17 protein-coding genes are annotated in these 18,298 nt (G+C 47.5%); 10 read left to right on the forward strand and 7 right to left on the reverse strand.

Annotated elements, in window-relative coordinates; genetic code table 11:
- Nucleotides 1–466 precede the first annotated feature (466 nt).
- Entirely contained in the window at nucleotides 467–670 is a 204-nt protein-coding gene (locus QUA00_RS19595; protein ID WP_445252010.1) for a hypothetical protein, read from the forward strand.
- A gap of 227 nt (nucleotides 671–897) precedes the next feature.
- Here the strand turns inward: QUA00_RS19595 and QUA00_RS19600 are convergent, their stop codons facing one another.
- Genes QUA00_RS19600 through QUA00_RS19610 form a run of 3 tightly spaced genes read right to left on the reverse strand, consistent with a single transcriptional unit; the run spans nucleotide 898 to nucleotide 2,131 of the window.
- Complete coding sequence (locus tag QUA00_RS19600; protein WP_333139509.1) at nucleotides 898–1,299, reverse strand: biopolymer transporter ExbD; 402 nt, start codon at nucleotides 1,297–1,299, stop codon at nucleotides 898–900.
- Nucleotides 1,283–1,942, reverse strand: coding sequence for a MotA/TolQ/ExbB proton channel family protein (locus QUA00_RS19605; RefSeq protein WP_333139512.1), 660 nt, complete (start codon nucleotides 1,940–1,942; stop codon nucleotides 1,283–1,285). Before QUA00_RS19605 ends, QUA00_RS19600 begins: the two co-directional genes overlap by 17 nt.
- A gap of 15 nt (nucleotides 1,943–1,957) precedes the next feature.
- Nucleotides 1,958–2,131 (reverse strand): hypothetical protein, encoded by a 174-nt coding sequence (locus tag QUA00_RS19610; RefSeq protein ID WP_333139514.1) that lies wholly within the window; start codon nucleotides 2,129–2,131, stop codon nucleotides 1,958–1,960.
- Nucleotides 2,132–2,699: 568 nt separating this feature from the next.
- Between QUA00_RS19610 and QUA00_RS19615 the strand changes: the two genes are divergently transcribed.
- The 6 genes from QUA00_RS19615 (at nucleotide 2,700) to QUA00_RS19640 (ending at nucleotide 11,588) form a co-directional block, all read left to right on the forward strand.
- Complete coding sequence (locus tag QUA00_RS19615; protein ID WP_333139516.1) at nucleotides 2,700–4,328, forward strand: TonB family protein; 1,629 nt, start codon at nucleotides 2,700–2,702, stop codon at nucleotides 4,326–4,328.
- Nucleotides 4,329–4,430: 102 nt separating this feature from the next.
- Entirely contained in the window at nucleotides 4,431–5,504 is a 1,074-nt protein-coding gene (locus QUA00_RS19620) for a hypothetical protein (RefSeq protein ID WP_333139518.1), read from the forward strand.
- Nucleotides 5,505–5,536: 32 nt separating this feature from the next.
- Nucleotides 5,537–5,824, forward strand: a complete 288-nt coding sequence (locus QUA00_RS19625; protein WP_333300296.1) for a penicillin acylase family protein — start codon at nucleotides 5,537–5,539, stop codon at nucleotides 5,822–5,824.
- A gap of 964 nt (nucleotides 5,825–6,788) precedes the next feature.
- The gene (locus QUA00_RS19630) at nucleotides 6,789–9,599 is read left to right on the forward strand and encodes a TonB-dependent receptor domain-containing protein (RefSeq protein ID WP_333410854.1); all 2,811 of its coding nucleotides are present in this window, start codon (nucleotides 6,789–6,791) and stop codon (nucleotides 9,597–9,599) included.
- 383 nt (nucleotides 9,600–9,982) lie between these two features.
- The gene (locus QUA00_RS19635; protein WP_333139524.1) at nucleotides 9,983–11,164 is read left to right on the forward strand and encodes a PepSY-associated TM helix domain-containing protein; all 1,182 of its coding nucleotides are present in this window, start codon (nucleotides 9,983–9,985) and stop codon (nucleotides 11,162–11,164) included.
- Between the two features lie 259 nt (nucleotides 11,165–11,423).
- A complete protein-coding gene (locus QUA00_RS19640; RefSeq protein ID WP_333410855.1) occupies nucleotides 11,424–11,588 on the forward strand; it encodes a hypothetical protein in 165 nt (54 codons plus the stop codon).
- 671 nt (nucleotides 11,589–12,259) lie between these two features.
- On the opposite strand, the gene QUA00_RS19645 is transcribed toward QUA00_RS19640, so the two are convergent.
- From QUA00_RS19645 to QUA00_RS19655, 3 genes are all read right to left on the reverse strand, one after another.
- The gene (locus tag QUA00_RS19645) at nucleotides 12,260–12,694 is read right to left on the reverse strand and encodes a hypothetical protein (protein ID WP_333410856.1); all 435 of its coding nucleotides are present in this window, start codon (nucleotides 12,692–12,694) and stop codon (nucleotides 12,260–12,262) included.
- A 30-nt stretch (nucleotides 12,695–12,724) separates the two neighbouring features.
- Nucleotides 12,725–13,690, reverse strand: coding sequence for an RluA family pseudouridine synthase (locus QUA00_RS19650; RefSeq protein WP_333306775.1), 966 nt, complete (start codon nucleotides 13,688–13,690; stop codon nucleotides 12,725–12,727).
- Between the two features lie 138 nt (nucleotides 13,691–13,828).
- Nucleotides 13,829–15,277, reverse strand: coding sequence for an ATP-dependent DNA helicase RecQ (locus tag QUA00_RS19655; protein WP_333410857.1), 1,449 nt, complete (start codon nucleotides 15,275–15,277; stop codon nucleotides 13,829–13,831).
- A 228-nt stretch (nucleotides 15,278–15,505) separates the two neighbouring features.
- Here QUA00_RS19655 and QUA00_RS19660 point away from each other — a divergent pair, with 228 nt between their 5' ends.
- On the forward strand, nucleotides 15,506–16,315 hold the full coding sequence (locus QUA00_RS19660; RefSeq protein ID WP_333410858.1) for a phytanoyl-CoA dioxygenase family protein: 810 nt from the start codon (nucleotides 15,506–15,508) through the stop codon (nucleotides 16,313–16,315).
- Nucleotides 16,316–16,601: 286 nt separating this feature from the next.
- Here QUA00_RS19660 and QUA00_RS19665 read toward each other — a convergent pair whose 3' ends face one another.
- A complete protein-coding gene (locus tag QUA00_RS19665) occupies nucleotides 16,602–16,985 on the reverse strand; it encodes a hypothetical protein (protein WP_333052219.1) in 384 nt (127 codons plus the stop codon).
- Nucleotides 16,986–17,268: 283 nt separating this feature from the next.
- On the opposite strand from QUA00_RS19665, the gene QUA00_RS19670 reads away from it, so the two are divergent.
- Nucleotides 17,269–17,427: a hypothetical protein gene (locus tag QUA00_RS19670; RefSeq protein ID WP_333410859.1), complete on the forward strand. Its 159-nt coding sequence runs from the start codon at nucleotides 17,269–17,271 to the stop codon at nucleotides 17,425–17,427.
- Nucleotides 17,428–17,467: 40 nt separating this feature from the next.
- Entirely contained in the window at nucleotides 17,468–18,022 is a 555-nt protein-coding gene (locus QUA00_RS19675) for a M23 family metallopeptidase (RefSeq protein WP_333410861.1), read from the forward strand.
- The last annotated feature ends 276 nt before the right edge of the window (nucleotides 18,023–18,298 follow it).

The following is an 18,298-nucleotide window of genomic DNA, read 5'->3' on the forward strand; positions in this document are numbered from 1 at the left end:
CAATCTGGTGTCAGGGTTGCAAGAACTCGATCGCACCTAGAGGAGTAGATAAGATTGGGAGAAATGAGATAAACGGCTACATTGATATGTTGGACATCAACCAATTTGCACACAGCAGTACATCCCAGACTTGCACTAGCATCTAACCCACATTCCGCACCCCCAACTCGCACACACGCAGTTGCGGTGCCTCTTGAGAGTCCTTAGCCCAAGATAATAGTCAGTAAAAATACCCTGAATTCTGTGTCAGGAGCACATCAACCAGTTGGAGGACTCTCAAAATTGACCTTACGGGCATGATTCATATCTTTTTAATCTATAAAAACTCAAAAATCTAGTTCTAACTCAATACGCTTGGGCCCGTGGAAAATTGTAACGCAAATGTTGGGCGGAGTGAAACCGAGGGTTCGTTTTTCAACCCAACCTACGCACGATCGGTTTTTTTAGCACTAACCCAAGCGTATTGGTGGAACATCTTCCTCTCTATTCTCCAGAGTTACAACCAGCCGATCGGTTATGGAAATTGGTGGATGAACCGTTGGCTAATACTTGTGTTGAAACTATAGATGAACTCCCAACAATATTAATTGAACGATGTCGGTTTCTCCAGGAGAATATGCAGGTAGAAATTCGGAATCTAACCAACTATCATTGGTTAACCTCTGACTAATTTGTTTCAGACTTTTGAAAGCCGGATTCCGTATAATGTGCCGCCACAGGTTCAACCAGTCATTGAGAATAAAGTGGACAGCCAGTGATTAGGTTTCAACAAGCTTGGTTGACAGCCCCGCAAATTCGCCGCCGGGAGTCACCCAGCCAGCTTTTTGAGTACATTTGCACCGAGGAATTTCACTTTAAAAGTATGAGGGATTACAAATTAGGAATTATATTAGCTCTCTACTTTGCGGTAGCAATCCCTAACTTAGCTCCCTTAATTCGGCGTAATCGATCCATAACTTCCACCACATTTCCGTGATTGACGTTTTTATCCGCATTCAGCACAATTAATGAGTTCGGATTTGACCCCATTACCTGTCGCACTGTACTCTCAATCTGCTCTAAGTTGACTAACTTTTTATCAACCATTAATTTTCCCCGATCATCAATGGTGACGGTAATTTTAGCAGGCGAGTCCTGAACTTGAGAGGTTGAGGCTTTCGGTAAATTTACGGGCAAACCCTCGGATTTGGATAAAGACAGAGAGGAAACAATTAAAAACGTCAATATCGCGAAGACCACATCAATCATTGGCACGATGTTAATCTGGGGAATACTATCAGGTTCATCGGGTAGGCGCATAATTAGATTCTCTTGGTAATTTTTCGTAGCGGTGACGGTACAATAGCTCTAACTGGCCTCCAGCTTCCTGAATAAAAGCAATCTGCTGTAAGTAAAACCCGCGAAACATATTGGCAAATAAGAGCGTAAAGATTGCCACAACTAACCCTATTGCCGTAGAAACGAGGGCTTCGCTAATCCCAGAAGTAACGCCTGTGGCATTGGTGCCCGTGGCATTCCCCAGTTTGAGGGAGGAAAACGTGGTAATTAACCCCAAAACTGTTCCGAGCAACCCAAATAGTGGGGAAAGGCTGATAATGGTGTCAAATATTGTATTGAATCGCTTCAGGATGGGGATTTCTGCCTGAGCGCCACTCTCTAGGGCCAAACGAAATTCTTCGATGTTGGGCGAGTCTAATTCTAAAGCTTCTAAAAAAATCCGGGCTAGGGGCAAATCGCCGTTTACTTGTAACTTTTTGATGGCGGAATCGGGGTTTTGACTGTAAAGCTGTAGCACTTCTCGCACCACTCGCCGCTGCCGCCTATTTACCCTAAACCAAAAGGCAAGACGCTCTACGATCAGCGCGACTGCTGCGATTGACGAGGCAAACAGCGGCCAAGCAACAATGCCTGCGGCGCGAAAAATGTAAATGAAACTATCCATTGCTTTGTACTCTCGCTAGCTCTGTTGAGTGATCGCAAGCTGCCTAATGGTGCAATTAGCCCGTGAGAAGGCTGGTAGAGTTTCTGCGTCAAGTCGGCACAAGTGATTCAGGCTGCGAATTGTTTTACTCAAGCGCGATCGCAAGCGCGATCGCACTACCTGTATGTGACTATCTTCGTCTGTACCCAAAATGCTCCTACTGTGATCCCGACCGAGCTCGCGACAGATTGTTCTGCCAGTGCTTCTTTGCTAAATATTTGCGTTAGGACTTGACAATAACCTTCAATAATTCAAAAGATTCTCAACTAGGTTTCCACAAAATTTAGGGTTTGTCAAGTCATGAGCCACCCTATAAGATAATCATTATTTATTAAATATATCAATTTAATTGGTTTTGCTAATTAATTAAAATTTATGAAAAGCTTGAGAATGTGGAAATTCGTTGGTTGATTACGGGCGAGAGTATTGCCGTTCAGGCATTTTGGCACCTAGCCCTGCCAGAATCAGAACATTGACAGCACCCACGAGAGCGACGTGCACCCAAAGGAAATGCTGATTGATAGCGTCTAGTCGCTATCTTACAGTTTAATAATGAAAATTAATTGCAAGAGTCTTGAACAGGGTGACAGTCTTCTTATAGGATGGGTAAGTTCATCATTGATAGCAAGCTCAACCCGCAGTTGGTAGCTTGTTTCGGGTTATGTCGGGGAGCCAGCGAGGACGTTGCCAACCCATCCATCAAGGAGATTCATAAGGCATGAGTTTTTCAAATGTTTCGGCGACGCAAAGACAACAACAAGAAGAAGCTCTCAAAAAAGTTCTGGCGATCAGTCTGTTAGCCTCAACCTTACTGCACGGTGTCGCACTGCCGTTGAGCCTCAAGTTGGTCAAACCTGCGGAATTTGCAGAGGATGCAATTGAAATTGTTGTGCTTGATGAGCCCAAAGTAGAGGAAACCGAGCCAGAGCCGACTATTCCAGAAAAGGCATCTCCCCCGCCTGAGACGTTTAAACCAGAACCGCCACCAGAGCCAACTCCCGCAGAGGAGCCTCCGGTAGCGGTAACGCCACCGCCGATTCCAGAGGAGCAGCCGGTAGCGGCAACGCCACCACCGATTCCAGAGGAGCCACCCGTAGCGGCAACGCCACCGCCGATTCCAGATGAGCCTCCGGTAGCGGTAACGCCACCGCCGATTCCAAAGGAGCAGCCGGTAGCGGCAACGCCCCCGCCGATTCCAGAGGAGCAGCCGGTAGCGGTAACGCCACCGCCGATTCCAGAGGAGCCACCCGTAGCGGTAACGCCACCACCAGAGATTAAGAAAGAGCTGCCCTTAACGGAAACTTCGCCACCAACTCCCATCGAGCCTTCCCCCCCACCTCAACAGGATTTCAATTCCCCAGAAACTCCTAAAACCCCGATCGCCAAGGAACCGGATACCCCCTCGCCCGATCCTCCAAAAAGCGAACCACCCGTTACCGCCTCCCGCCCCAAGGGTGCTGGAAGTTCCACAGACTTTACAAAAGATGCTGGAAATCCCAACTCCTCCGACAGCCCTGAAAAAAATAACCCGCTCTCGTCATCTGCTTCGGCGGGTAGCGGGGAGCCTTCTGATGAGCCATTAAATCCTTCTTCCGGGCCCCTACAGCGATCGCCCGCGGCTGGCTCACCAGTCACAGCTACTAGGCCAGGAGGCGGTAGTAACTCTGGAAATGCGATCGGGGATCTCACAAACCCTTCCTCCTCTGGTAGCCCCGGAGGAAGTGCGCCGAACTCACCATCCGGTGCCAGGGAAAATGGCAACATACCTTCGTCAGATCCATTTGCGACTGGTTCGGGGCGATCGCCCCGAACACCTGCAGCTGGCTCGCCAGTCACGGCCACCAGGCCAGGAGGCGGTGGCAATTCTGGAAATGGGAGCGGAGGTTTAGGAAACCTCGCCACCTCTGGTAGCCCTGGAGGTGGAGGCCCTGGAGGCGGAAGCCCGGTCGGAAGTGCGTCGAACTCATCACCCGGTGGAGGTGGAAATGGCGGCGGAGGTTCGTCAGGGCCATTTGGCAGCGGTTCCGGGCCAGTGCCAAAACCGACAAATCCGGGAAGAGGGGGGAGTCCTTCGGGCTCTTCCGGCCGGCTTCCCGACACTTGCATTAGCTGCGGTAGACCTGAATATCCGAGCGCAGCCAGAGAAGAAGGGCGGCAAGGCGAAGTGGAAGTCGTGTTTGACATTGACCCCAACGGTAAGCCATTCAACATCAAGATTTCGACTCCTAGCAAATACAACGACTTGAATCGCGCAGTGATTAAAGCAGTAGAAAAATGGAAACTTGCCTCATCAGAGAGTGGCATTAAAGGAGAAAGAGCATCCATTACCTTCCAGCTCGATAAGTAGGGATTTTTTTGAAACTCTAGCAATTTGGCTGGGAATTCTATAGCACCGTCCAAGGAATAGCAAAATTAAAAGTTGAATTTTTTGTGAATTATGAATTTGGGAATGTCGTCAGCAATATTAAGTAAACTTCCGCGAGTTGGACTCGCTCTCTTACTTGGTTCCAACTTGGGAATGGCTTTGTTGTTTGCCAACCCTCACAGCGCAATGGCAGGAGTAATTACTTTACCCGATGGCGGACGTTGCGAGGGAGAATTGAGTGAGGGAAAACTCAGCGGTTCCGGCATCTGTCAATATGCCAACGGCGATCGCTACGAAGGCCAATTTATCAACGGCAAACCTCACGGTCAAGGCATCTATACCTTTAAAGAAGAAGGTCGATACCAAGGAGAATTTGCCTTGGGTGAATTCAACGGTAAAGGTGTCCGCGAATTTGCTAACGGCAACCGCTACGAAGGTACTTTTAAAAACGGTGAGTTCGACGGTACAGGCACTTTTACCTCAACTAACGGCATTCGTTACGAAGGCTCTTTTACTAATGGTTCTCCCAGCGGCCGAGGGGCTTTTACCTTCAGTAATGGTACTCGTTGCGAAGGAGATATTAAAGAAGGAAAAGTTAACGGCAAAGGGGTCTGTCAATATGCTAATAAGAACCGCTACGAAGGAGAGTTGCTGAATAACTTGCCTCACGGGCCGGGAATTTATACCTTTGCTGAAGGAGGCCGTTATGAGGGGCAATTTAGTGAAGGGCAATTTCACGGTAAAGGGGTTCGCGAATATCCGAACGGCAACCGCTATGAAGGAGAGTTTGTGAAGGGCAACACTCAAGGTCAGGGGTTGTTTACTTTTAAAGAAGGGGGACGTTATCAAGGGCCGTTTGACAATGGAGAATTTAGTGGTGAAGGTGTCCGTGAGTTCGCCAATGGAAATAGCTATAAAGGCACTTTTGTCAAGGGTAAGATGAGCGGGAAAGGAGTTTACGTTTTTAAGAATGGCGATCGCTGCGAAGGCGAATTTAGCGATGGTCAGTTCAACGGTAAAGGTACCTGCATTTACGCCAATGGCGATCGCTATCAAGGTGAATTCCTCAACGGGCAAAAACACGGGCAAGGTTCTTATCTATATGCAGATGGAACGAAGGTAGAGGGAAATTGGCAACAGGGACAGCTCCAAAAATAACCTTAGTCTTCCGATTGCCTGGGGAGGCGAATTTGGCTGCAAATGAAGCTGACGGTGCTTTGGGTGTATTTCGCTCAGTATGGTTCGCTCCAGGGAAAGACGATCGCTTTCAAGCGGTTGCGGGCGATTCTTTTGTCGCTGCGATTGAGTTCTCTCTTCCGGTGAAAGCGATGGCGCTAAACAGTTACGGCAACGCCACTCCACCTGGTTCGCCCCACGCCGGCGATCGGTGGCAGCTCTTTGCTCGTAAGGAATTGCGCCCTGTATGGCGATCGCGATCGGAAATTGAAGCTCACCTGAGTTCGCGCCAGAAACTATAGCAGAAGGAACAAGGAAGAAGGAAGAAGGAAGAAGTTAAAAAGGCGTTGCATAATTGCGGGATGATTTTGATTGTTTTGTGAGATGGGCCCATGAGCCCGAAGGCGTGTATTTTCACAGCAGGCGGGACGCCTAACCCCTACTCCCCACAAGAATCATCCTCAAATTGTGCAACGCCAATAAATCTTGTTTGCAGTACGCCAACCAGTTGGGTCAAATTCTTTCCACATAGACTTTCTGTGAACAGTTGTCGGGCGTTACGAGTCTCTCATCAGCGCGTTTGAGTCTTCAATCCGGGTATGAGCGCTTGTTTTCACGTTTTGTTGTCGGGCTGTTCGGCTGCAGGCTCCGGGGCGATTTCAGTCCCAGCCAGCTTCGATATCAGCTTCAGGGGCTTTACGGCTATCGACTTTAAGCATATTAGGCTAGATGACATTAATTATCAAGAGTTTTCAGCCAATTTGTTGACTGTTATCGTTTCCTATATGAAAATCTTTCCTAACTTTTGCCCTAGCATTTTAGGCGATCGTTTGTCTGATCCTGACCATAAACCATAATAGGCAAGTGGTGTGTAACTAGAGTAAGGGGTAACACCCCCTATCCAAAAAATGCAAAAATTTTTCATTAGTTAACTCTTGACAGATGCAAGTGCTCTGTTATCTAATTAAGGCACTTTCTCATTAAGCGCCCAGCGATTACTTCCTTTAACCGAGTCCGGTGCCAACCGTGGTCGATCGTCCAGAGCGCCACCGGAATGAGGCTTTCGCCCTCACGCGCCTCCTGTATTCCCAGACAAATGCCACTAGCGACGGGAGAATCGGATCGAACTGCGCCCGACAACTGGGCCGGATCTTGGGCAGGTCAGTTTCAAGAGACACAGAAGAGCAGCAACGCTGCCACAAATCATGTTGTGCAAGCAACGCAAACCACATATCCGAAGTTCCATTAATTGTTGATTCAAGAGTAATGAAGAGATCGCAGAAATTATTAAATAGCCTTGGGCTGGCAGGAGTCGTGTCGGCGTTAGTCGCTGGGCCCGCGTGCGCTTCCAACATCGCGCAGGTGACGGGCGTTCGCCTCAACCCCACGTCAGAAGGCATTGAAATCATCCTAGACACTGAAGATGGAAGACCCCTGCAAGTCTTCAGCGCCAGCTTTGGCGAAACTTTACAAGTTGATGTCATCACCGCTCAACTGCGACTACCGGGGGGAAATGAGTTTCGTCAAGACAAGCCTGCTGCCGGAATTGCTTCTGTCACCGTTACTCCTTTAGATAACAACAGCATCCGAATCAAAGTCGTTGGCGAGAGGGGTCAACCAGTGGCACGGGTGATTCCTAACGCTGCAGGTCTGATTCTGGGCTTAAAACCCACCTCGGAGATGACTGCTCGCCCGTCTGCACCTGCTCCTACAACACAGGCACCAGGTACACCCGGAGAACCCTTGCCGCCGACAGGGCAGTCGGTAGAGATACCCGCAGAACCCTTACCGCCTACAGCGCAGCCACCTGGGACACCAGGAGAACCCTTACCGCCTACAGCGCAGCCACCTGGGACGCCCGGAGAACCCTTGCCGCCGACAGCGCAGCCACCTGGGACACCCGGAGAACCCTTACCGCCGACAGCGCAGCCACCTGGGACACCCGGAGAACCCTTGCCGCCGACAGCGCAGCCACCTGGCACGCCACAGGTGGGGAGATCCCCGATTGAAATCGTCGTCACTGCAACACGAACCTCACAAAGAGTGACGAACGTGCCACGCTCTATAACGGTGGTAGACTCAGAAGAAATTCAGCGGGACACAGGGCCATCGAGAAATGTCGGGGAAGCTCTGGCAAATCAGGTTCCCGGTTTTGCGCCGCCCACTCAAACTACGACCACTTATGGACAAACTTTGCGGGGTCGCGACGTTTCCGTTCTGATTGACGGCGTGCCACAAACGACCAATCTTCAATCTTTTGGCAGAGAATTCAGAAACATCGATCCCAGCGCGATCGAGCGTGTTGAAGTAGTGCGGGGGTCTACCGCAATCTACGGCGCTCAGGCTACAGGTGGCGTGATTAATATTATTACTCGTCGCCCAACTGAGGAAAGGCTAACTGCTGTTACTGAAGTGGGCGTCAGTAGCGCTTTAACAAACACAAGAGATGCTTTAGGCTTTAACGCTCAGCAGACGATTTCTGGCCGAAGTGGCAATTTCGATATGACCGGCACTGTCTCGCTCTCTAGAAGTGGAGCTTTTTACGATGCCAAAGGCGATCGCATTCCCTTGTTTGAAATCGGCGGAGATAGCAGCACGCTCTTCAACGTCATGGGCAAAGTCGGGGTAGATTTGGACACCAACCAGCGGCTGCAACTAACGGTCAATCACTATCGCGAAACCCAAGATCCTAATGTGATCCCAGACGTTAGCGTTGACGACCAGGAAGGACGGCAAAAAGCCCGCGCCATCCGAACCGGAGATTTGGATATTGACGGGGAAACACCGGGAAATAAAAGTACACAGATCAACCTAAGTTACACCAACCAAAACCTTTTTGGCAGCACCCTTCAAAGTCAAATCTACTATCGAACGAATTCCAATGTAGGTGTTCCTTCAGATTACCGCACGTCCGACTTCTTTGGGCCGTTTGTCGGTGTTACTCGTTCGCGAGCCGAGAACGAACAGATAGGAGGTAGACTGGCGATCACCACTCCTTTATCCCGTGCCGAAAATCTTCGATTAACTTGGGGTTCTGACTATATTACTGAAGATAGCAGACAGCGTTTCGACCTGTACGACCCGGAGAGATTTGACGCAAGTGGCCGCCGGGTTTACCGGAAAATCTCCGAGCGTCCTTTCGTCCCTCCTTACACTTTCAACAGCCTTGGCTTTTTCGGTCAAATGGAATGGAATATTGACGATATCGTCATTTTAAGTGGTGGGATACGTCACGAACGCCTCGGGTTAAACGTCAATGATTATACGACTTTTAATGAGCGCCAGATCGAAGGAGGCGATCGCAAATTTAACGCCACCCTATTTAATACAGGGGCTGTCTATAAAATTAATGACACCTTCAACATATTTGGCAACTTTTCTCAAGGTTTCTCAGTTCCAGATTTCGGCCGCATACTCCGCCAACCCCCCGATGATTTTGTCGGAATTGAATCTTCGTTAGAAGTAACTCAACCGCAAAAAGTCAACAGCTACGAAATTGGCATTCGAGGAGGGTGGCAATCCGTGCAAATGTCGCTTGCCGCTTTTTACAATACCTCGGATCTAGGAGTCCGTTTTGAACCAGTTGGCAACACAGGCCGCCTGGAACTACAGCGCGCCCCAGAACGCATTTACGGCTTAGAAGGAACTGTGGATTGGCAACCTGGACGAACATGGTCGATCGGTGGGACTGCTACTTATATTCAAGGCGAATATGAGGATGACAACCGTTACATCGCCATCGATAGCAGCCGAATTCCACCGCTCAAGCTAACAGCTTATGTTCAAAACGAAACTTTGCCGGGATGGAACAATCGGTTACAGTTATTATATTCTGGAAATCGCGATCAAGCCTTCAAAGACGGCTCGGATGGCGGCCCGATTAGCAGCTATCTCACACTGGATTACGTCAGCGCGGTTAAAATTGGATCGGGGCTGCTACAAGTCAAAGTCGAGAATTTATTGAATAATCAATATTTTCCTGTGCTGTCGCAATACTCCGCTGGATTTGGATTGGACAGCTCTAATTATGCAGGGAGAGGTTTGACTCTCAGTGTTAATTACCGCCTTAACTGGTAATTACAGCAGATTGCAGGTTTATGAGGTAGATTCAATATCCCCGTAGGGACACTCCAAGAACCCATTGGTGTCAATTTAAGCTGTTATATCATTTCCGGTTACACCGGAATGATGTTGACTGTTGACGGTTGACTGTTCACTGTCAACAGCCAACCGTCAACAGTGAACTCGAATTTACTATTCCGATGCTAACGGATTTGATATTAGTCTGCCAGTCCTCGCGCCCACCCGCTAGTCCGCCAGGGGTTGAAACCCCTGTCTAATAGCTAAAGTCCTCTCAAGAGGACTAATGAGTTGAAAAGTGTTTTTCTCAGTCCTCATAGCGAGGACTTTAGCTTTGAGACAGGGAATGAATTCCCTGTCGGACTATCGGTTTTACCTTAATGAGAACAGTTAACGGCTTCGAGGAAAATTTCGAGATGAAGTTCCGCAAACTCGCATTCAAACTCCACTTGTATTTGGGGTTGGTAGTAGGAATATTTCTAGCAGCAATTGCTTTAACCGGCAGCTTACTGGTTTTTAGTCCCGAAATCGAGCGGTTCTTCAATCCCCAACTCCTGCAAGTAATTCCTCAAGTCGAACGGATACCGCTGGAAAATGTCCTGCAAATTGTCGAAAAAGCTTATCCGCAAAATCAAGCTCTTAGTATCTTGCTGCCGCGATCAGCGAAGGAAGTTTGCCAAGTTTCGATGCTGTCAAAGAGTGAGGAAATAGTTAACGTTTATGTCAATCCTTACAGCGGAGAAATTAAGGGCGCGCGCCTTAAGAAAGAAACTTTTACAGGTTTTATTTTTACGTTACACGCGGAATTAGCGGCAGGAGAATTCGGTCATCTTGTTGTAGGCATTTGCGGTCTAGTAATGCTAGGACTAACTTTTACTGGCTTGGTATTGTGGACTGGTTGGCGCAATTTGGGTCGCGGATTTTCTATTAATTGGAAAGCTCACTGGCAGCGGACTGTATTTGATTTACATAACGTTTCTGGCATTGTCTCGGTCGCTTTTCTCATACTCATCTCCGCTACAGGGACAGCGATAATTTTTTACGCGCCCGTTGAATCGACTCTGTATTGGCTAACGAATGAAAAGCCACACCCAGCCTTGACTTCTCATCTCCACTCTAGCAGTTCGAGGCAAAATATTGATGAAATATTACACCAAGTTAATACCGTTTGGCCGGAAGCTACAACCACTTTTATTTCTCTGCCTTTGACGCCTGAAGCAATTTTTAAAGTACGTAAAAAATTTCCCAACGAGCCGCACCCAAACGGGGTTAGCACCATTTATATAGACCAATACAGTGGCGAAATATTGCAGGCTGACAGTGTAAATTCAGCTTCTGTAGCAAATCGAATTCTCAACTCACTTTATCCGCTACATATTGGCAGCTATGGCGGAATTTACTTGCGGTTGGTACACGCGATCGCAGGATTAGCAGCGTTTGTACTGTTTGTTACGGGTGTCCTGATGTGGCGGCAGCGGCATTTGGCGAAATTTTACCGCAAGGAGGCGAGACAGCAATATGAAGAATTATCTCCACTTAGCCAGCAATGGCCTTGGTTTTAATGAGAGCGGCGTGGGATTTTATGCGGGTGTCAATCGATTTTAGATTTTAGATTTTAGATTTTAGATTAAAGAATTGAAGCATTGACTTGCGCGAGATAAATTCGGGGGGCAAGTTTCATCGGATACAGGTTTTTTATTTCTGGATCCTGAGTCTGCTTTCGGAATGAATCACGTGGCGGGTATCCTGGATGCTTTCGGTCATTATCCTGCCTAAAAACCCCTATCCTCGGAATTTTAAATCCTATTAATCGCCTATTTCATGCAAAAATTTATTCAACTCTGGCTCGGACAAGCTGCTTCGATGATTGGCAGCGCTATGTCCGCGTTTGCGCTGACTATTTGGATTTGGGAGTCCACCAGTCAAGCGACGGCTTTGGCTTTGTTAAAAGTTATGAACAAGGTGATACATCAATTAGGAAAGTAGCCGCCAGATTTGATGTAAGTAAAGGGTTTTTCTTCACGGGGTGACAACGCCCTCAAAACGTCCGTCTCATCAGGGACATAGCCCTCAAGCCCTCTGAAAAAATGGTAGCTTGTTCCGTCTTATTGCCATTAATTACTCAATCATTTTTTCACAACATTCTATTTCTATTACCCAAGAATGACCATACAATCCCATCCAAAAAATACTATGTCGGCGTATAGTTCGCGGTTCTTCTTTGATGCGCCCCACATATTTTTGAATACCCATTTTTTTAGTTGTCTTGGGAAACAATTTTGGTAAAATGGAGGTGACATTGCATATATAGCAATCCTAAATGATTCAGATACATTTGTAGGGGTAGTGCTACCCCTACTCCCCGTGCCTACCCCCTATCTATCGGGCAACCACGGGGGGATTGCCCCTACAATAATTATGCAAATGATTTAGGATTGCATATAGATAGGGTTACTTATAAAATTGACCCCATCTTTTTTTACCATAAATCGGTCTAACCTTTGTTAGCTATGGGTCAAGACGGGGTTGTCACCCCCTGAACTATTTGCGTTCATCTGCGTTCATCTGCGGTTTCCCTCTTACATCAAAGATTTAGGCAAGAAGTTTAATGAAAAAAAAGGAAGGCGAAAAAAGGTTTATAGTAAGGAATTTAGTCATTAAAAAGGTACTGGATCGGGTTCTGACGGTAAGAGGCTTACGCCAGTATAAGCTGATTGGAGTCGATCAAAAATGTATTCAAAAGCTTCTTCAAAGTGTCTGGGTTCATCAATGAGAATCTTGAATTCGTGACCCCAAGGATAAACCGTGACAATGAAATTGTCAATAACTTTGTTAACACTCAAAGAGATTTCGACTGTTTCGCGATCGCCATTTTCGGGATTTTCGGGATTTTCGCAAACATTGATCGCACCATCAAAATACAGTATGCCATTGTCATCAAATTTATGATTTTGGTTTTGAATCGGGCATTCCAAATAATCGCTCATTTGCTTGATAAAAATTTCACTAAAATCCTGACAAGCTTCGCAGGATTTGCGGTATGCTTGCCGGGATGCGGCGTAAGCTTTGCAAAGTTCCTCAAATTTAGACATAGAAATTACCAGTGTTAACTGCCCAAAATATCAAATATTAGCCCGCAACCGCAATATTTTCAACAAAGTGTTGAATTGATCGGGCAAAGGGGCGATCGCCTCTATTAATTCTCCTGTTACGGGATGCTGCAAAGTCAGCCGCCATGCGTGGAGGGCTTGTCCGGTTAAATTGACGCCGATGGAACGGTTGGAACTGTACATCGGGTCGCCGACAATGGGATGTTTTATCTCCGCTGTATGGACGCGAATTTGATGGGTGCGGCCGGTTTCTAATTGATAGTGCATTAAGCAATAGTTGCCAATTCTTTCTTTGATTGTCCAGTGAGTAACTGCAGGGCGACCGCCTTTTTCTACTGGTACTACCGCCATTTTTTTGCGGTCTGTGGGATGCCGCCCGATGGGTAGGTCTATTGTGCCTGTTTCGGTGTTGGGAGCCCCGTAAACTATGCCTAAATACTCGCGGCGGGCCGTTTTGGTTTTGAGTTGGGCTTGCAGGTGTTGGTGCGCGATGTCGGTTTTGGCGATCGCGATCGCACCTGTTGTATCTTTGTCTAATCTGTGTACGATTCCCGGCCGCTGAACTCCGCCGATTTCTGCTAGGGGACAGTGGGCTAAGAGGGCGTTGACTAAGGTACCGTCTTGGTGTCCGGCTGCTGGGTGGACGACTAATCCGGCTGGTTTGTTGATGATAATTAGGCTGTCGTCTTCGTAGAGGATGTCGAGGGGAATTGCTTCGGGCTGCAACTTTGTGGGCTGGGCTTCAGGTAATGTGAGGTGGATGCGATCGCCCGTTTTTACTGATATTTTTTTCGAGGTGCAGGTTTCGTCGTTGACTTTGACGTTACCTTGTGATATGAGGCTTTGGATTCGCGATCGGGATAAGTCCGGTATCTGGTTTGACAGCCAAATATCTAATCGCTGATTGACATTACTGCGATCGAATTCCTCTGTATTTTCTACTGTGTAAATATGTGCCGCAGTGTCTGTTTCTATCATTTACTTTCTTTGGTAATCGGTAATCGCTAATTTAAAATCGATCGATTTGTATGCACTACATATCCTGTAGGGGCGGGTTTCACCCATAATAATTGCCTAAAACCTATAATCTCGTAAACCCGCCCCCACGAACTGGTTTCACCGACAATTATCGCAGTGGCCGCACTGCATAGATTTCGCCTCATTTGCAAACCCAAAAGCTTGCAGCAAAAATTGCCACCTGCACTGCCGATGTTTCAAATATTTTACCATTTCCTCAGCGGCGGTAAAATTTGATTTTTCCGCTTTTTGCTGTGCGGATTTGTCGATCGCGTAATTAAAAGGATCTTGCCATGTTAATTGTCCGCTGCTGTGCAAGATTGAAAGGGCGAGATCGCTTTCAGGAAATTCGCGGGAAACTGCTTCTATATCGCCTTTTACTGGCAGTTTTTTGGCTAATTGCTGAGCTTCGCGGTATTGCGATCGCAATTTATCTTGAAAAAATTCCTTTCTTTGTTTATCTTCGGGATAAAGCAAACCCGTCGGTTCGCTAATCAATGTCAGGGCGATCGCCGATTTGCCGTCGCGTCCGCCTCTACCAATTTCCTGAATGTATTCCGATAATAGCAAAGGTGCTTGATAATGAACAACCCATCGGACATCGGGCTTATTAATTCCCATCCCAAATGCTGAGGTACAAGTCACAAATTTAAGCTCATTGTTCAGCCAAGCTGTTTCTATTTTTCGTCGTGATTCTGGACTCAAACCTGCATGATATGCTGCTGTTTCATAACCTGCTGCTTCCAACAACTCCGCCAAGTTTTCGCTATCTTTTCTAGTGCGGACATAGACTAAACCTGCTTGTTCTGGTCGAGCTTTAATAAAATTTAATAATTGCTGCTTGCGTCCTCTCGGCGTCCAGACTGTTTGCACTTGCAGGTGCAGGTTAGAACGATAGGGATTTAGCAAAAATGCTTCGGGTTTTTGCAGTTGCAAGACATTTTTGATTGTCTGCTGTGCTTCCGGGTTGGCGGTAGCGGTAAAAGCTGCGAGCGCAATTTTACTATTTGCTGGTTTAGCTTTCAACAAAGCCGATCGCACTGTTCCCAAACGGCGGTAAGCTGGTCGAAAAGTATCACCCCACTGTACTAAGCAGTGAGCTTCATCTAATATTAAACCGTTGATTTGGATGTGTGGCTGAGTGATAATTTCCCAAACAGGTTTACTGAGTAATGTTTCAGGAGACAGGTACAGCAATCTTAATTTATTTTGTTGCAGCGATTGCATAGTTTTTCGGCGCTGCGCTGTTGGCAATTGACTGTGGAGGAGGGAAGCGGGAAGATTGCGATCGCGCAATTCTTGTACTTGATTCTCCATCAGTGCGACTAACGGCGAAACTACCAACGTTAAGCCTGTTTGTAACAAAGCTGGCAGTTGAAAGCAGATTGATTTGCCGCCACCAGTCGGCATAATTATTATTGTATCTTTTCCCGCTAATAAACTACCGACGATTTCTCCTTGGGGCGGTCGAAAGTCGTCGTATCCCCAAATTTTTTGGAAGGCGGCGCGGGCTTGATTTAATGATGTTGGTTCTGGTTGGTATTTCATTTGATTTATCCCCAAATCAGAAGTGTGAATTATACCTAAAAAAAATACGCATTAATTACAATTACAGTCGCACTTGCAACCTCAGAAACCGGGTTTCTTCGTAGATTTGTCGTTACTAATGGCAAAGATTTTGTAGAAACCCGGTTTCTCGCCCATGCGCGTCAGCCCTTAAACTGTCCGAAGTGTGATAATTTAATAACAGTTAATAATTTTACTTTAATTTGAATTATGAACGCAAGCACGTTAAGCGAAGTTTTCAGCTATCGGCAAAAGACTTGTGATCTTTTCGACACAGCAGGGGCGGTAGAAGCAGTGCATGAAGATGGTTTTGCGCTGATTCCCGGTGTACTCAGTCCGTCGGAAGTGGCGCAAACCAAGGAAGCACTCGATCGCCTGCAACCGTTCGGACTCGATGGTAGCAGTTGGAGTGAATTGAACCAGCATTTTAAGTGCGTTTTTAATCGCGATCGCCTGTGGCTTTCCTATGTCGATCGACCGGGTATAATTGAGTTAGCAGAAGCATTAATGGGCAGCGATTGCCATATTATCGGCATGACTGCGTGGAAAAGCGGGCCCGGTTATGATGGTTGGCGCGTCCACGTCGATCAGGTGTTTGTACCCGTGCCCGAAAGCGTGTTTGCCGGACGCACTTTTCAACTACCAGTATGGATTTGTACAGCCCATTTCTATCTCAGCGACATCGCAGAAGACCTCTGTCCTACCTACATTATTCCTGGTAGTCACAAATCTGGTCGAAAACCAGATCGCGGGGAAGAAACTTGGAACGGACACTCCCCAGAACCAGTTGTGTGCAAAGCAGGAGATGTGTTATTTTTCCGCAGTGAAATTTGGCACTCCGGCGGCAAAAATACGACAACAGATGGAACTCGCTACTTACTGCAAGTCCATTATTCCCACCGCAACATCGCGCAGAAATTTTCGCCTTGGCCGTGGCAGTTTAACCCCGAAATTATCGCTACCGCTACTGAACGGCAACTGCGGCTTTTAGGCAAACATCCTGAGTCAAATTACGGTTAAAATACATGGCTAATGTGGTGGAACCACCTGTATAGCAAGCCTTAGAAGAAATATGAACACCATCTATTCTCTTCTATTCCTTTCTCTTTTCTTCTCTTTCTCTGTGTCCTCTGCGCCCTCTGCGGTTCATCAAAAAAAATATCTGTCACAAATCCATTAACATTATAATGTCAAAGTTATTTGAGACTTGGAGTTTTGGATTTGGGATTACGATCAATTCTAGAGAATGGTAAATCTCCAAATATCTTGAGCAATCCAAAATCCAAAATCCAAAATCCAAAATCCCCTAAGACTCCTCGCCGTCTCGGCGGCCGAGCTCGTACACGCCACCACCAATACAGGCGATCGTACCCATAGATACCGCCCAACCAGTACCCAGAGAAAATTCTACGCCCCAATTGCACAATCCGCCCACAATCAAAAAGGGCACAATGCTCAACAGCGAAGCGTAAAACGCATTTTGGGCTTCTCTGGCTTGGCGGGTTCTTTCAAACTCGGCTTCCGAGGTGTAGAGGGATCTCTCAGCAAAATTCATCCAGCGGTTGAGTTGCAGGATTACCCATTCTGTGAGGGGCGACAGGCCCCAGTACAGGGCCAAAGACCACAAGGACGCACCGGCGATCGCAGTTGCGTCTATGGCAAAACTAAAGGGAAAAATTTCAGTAAGCATTGCTTGAATGTTTGTGATGAATTTGAGATTTTGGATGTTATCCAAAATCCCCGAACTTAACTATAGTGTCAAGCAAAAGCTCGATCGAATTCAACCGCAGCACGAATTCCTCGGCGAATTTTTTTTATCACCCCAGGCCATTTACCCGGAAGCCTTGACACGGGTTTTGGATGGAGTAAGATACACGTTGTTGATAAACTGATTCGCGATCGCGGGTAGAGCTCAAAGCCAATCTTGCAGCGAATTGGCATAACTTACATCTTGCACCTCAGAAACGGGCAAGATGCCCGTTCCACAAACAATGATTTTTTTGTGGGTTGGGCCGGAAAGCCCGCCCCTGAAAGCTTTATTGACAAGGGTGCAAGATGTGAGCCTAACAGACAACGCACACTCGCACACACATTTAACTTTGAGCCGTGAAAAAAATCCTGCAAGACTCTAGAGGCCCGCTGACGGCAAAACGCTTTTTTCGTCTCAGACAGATGCTGCTGCTGGCACTTTCGATCGGCATTGTGTTGATCGGCCCTTATTTGCAGCAGCAGGTGGTCAAAGCTCAGTCAGGCTTACCAAGCAGAGTAGCGACGGGTAATTTGTGGCAAGAAGCTTCTTTTCCAGTCGAAAACTTTGAAACATACACTTCCCCCTTCGGCCCCCGTGGCGGGGATTTTCATTACGGTTTGGACTTGGCCGCCCCGGAAGGCAGCTATATCCGCAATTGGTGGGGCGGGCAAGTTGTGGAAGTTTGGGAAGATGGCCGATGCGGCACTGGTATGGTGGTGCGATCGGGAAATTGGGAACACATCTACTGTCACCTTAGAGGCCGAGTGCTAACGGCTAACGGCGGGCGTTATTATACCGATCGCGAAGGTACTTTGCAAATTTGGCAAGGTCAAACAGTGCCTGCGGGTGCGAGAATTGCCAGAGTTGGGATGACCGGCCGCACGAGTGGGCCTCACTTGCACTGGGGATTGAAGTACGGCGGCCGCTGGGTAGACCCGGCTTTGGTATTGCGGGAAATGTACTCCCAACAATCTTAATTTGTCAGTTGTCAGTTGACAGTTGACAGTTGTCAGTTGACAGTTCTTACCAATAATAAATTGTCCGGTTAAACGTCATTGCGACCGTAGAGAAGCAATCGCAGAAACATTGCGATTGCTTCGTTTAACTCCCTGCGGACATATCGTAAGTGATTAGGCGGACATGATATAACTAATGACCACTGACGACTGCCAACTGCCAACTGCCAACTGCCAACTGCCAACTGCCAACTGCCAACTGCCAACTGCCAACTGCCAACTGCCAACTGCCAACTG

Origin of the sequence: Microcoleus sp. T2B6 (assembly GCF_036700475.1) — a bacterium.
Classification (GTDB): domain Bacteria; phylum Cyanobacteriota; class Cyanobacteriia; order Cyanobacteriales; family Microcoleaceae; genus Microcoleus.

What these genes read in the sequence shown, in the direction of transcription:
- QUA00_RS19600 (WP_333139509.1), bottom strand. Translation starts at nt 1,299, where the DNA reads ATGCGCCTACCCGATGAACCTGATAGTATTCCCCAGATTAACATCGTG.
- QUA00_RS19605 (WP_333139512.1), bottom strand. Translation starts at nt 1,942, where the DNA reads ATGGATAGTTTCATTTACATTTTTCGCGCCGCAGGCATTGTTGCTTGG.
- QUA00_RS19615 (WP_333139516.1), top strand. Translation starts at nt 2,700, where the DNA reads ATGAGTTTTTCAAATGTTTCGGCGACGCAAAGACAACAACAAGAAGAA.
- QUA00_RS19620 (WP_333139518.1), top strand. Translation starts at nt 4,431, where the DNA reads ATGTCGTCAGCAATATTAAGTAAACTTCCGCGAGTTGGACTCGCTCTC.
- QUA00_RS19630 (WP_333410854.1), top strand. Translation starts at nt 6,789, where the DNA reads ATGAAGAGATCGCAGAAATTATTAAATAGCCTTGGGCTGGCAGGAGTC.
- QUA00_RS19635 (WP_333139524.1), top strand. Translation starts at nt 9,983, where the DNA reads ATGAGAACAGTTAACGGCTTCGAGGAAAATTTCGAGATGAAGTTCCGC.
- QUA00_RS19640 (WP_333410855.1), top strand. Translation starts at nt 11,424, where the DNA reads ATGCAAAAATTTATTCAACTCTGGCTCGGACAAGCTGCTTCGATGATT.
- QUA00_RS19645 (WP_333410856.1), bottom strand. Translation starts at nt 12,694, where the DNA reads ATGTCTAAATTTGAGGAACTTTGCAAAGCTTACGCCGCATCCCGGCAA.
- QUA00_RS19650 (WP_333306775.1), bottom strand. Translation starts at nt 13,690, where the DNA reads ATGATAGAAACAGACACTGCGGCACATATTTACACAGTAGAAAATACA.
- QUA00_RS19655 (WP_333410857.1), bottom strand. Translation starts at nt 15,277, where the DNA reads ATGAAATACCAACCAGAACCAACATCATTAAATCAAGCCCGCGCCGCC.
- QUA00_RS19660 (WP_333410858.1), top strand. Translation starts at nt 15,506, where the DNA reads ATGAACGCAAGCACGTTAAGCGAAGTTTTCAGCTATCGGCAAAAGACT.
- QUA00_RS19665 (WP_333052219.1), bottom strand. Translation starts at nt 16,985, where the DNA reads ATGCTTACTGAAATTTTTCCCTTTAGTTTTGCCATAGACGCAACTGCG.
- QUA00_RS19670 (WP_333410859.1), top strand. Translation starts at nt 17,269, where the DNA reads ATGCCCGTTCCACAAACAATGATTTTTTTGTGGGTTGGGCCGGAAAGC.
- QUA00_RS19675 (WP_333410861.1), top strand. Translation starts at nt 17,468, where the DNA reads ATGCTGCTGCTGGCACTTTCGATCGGCATTGTGTTGATCGGCCCTTAT.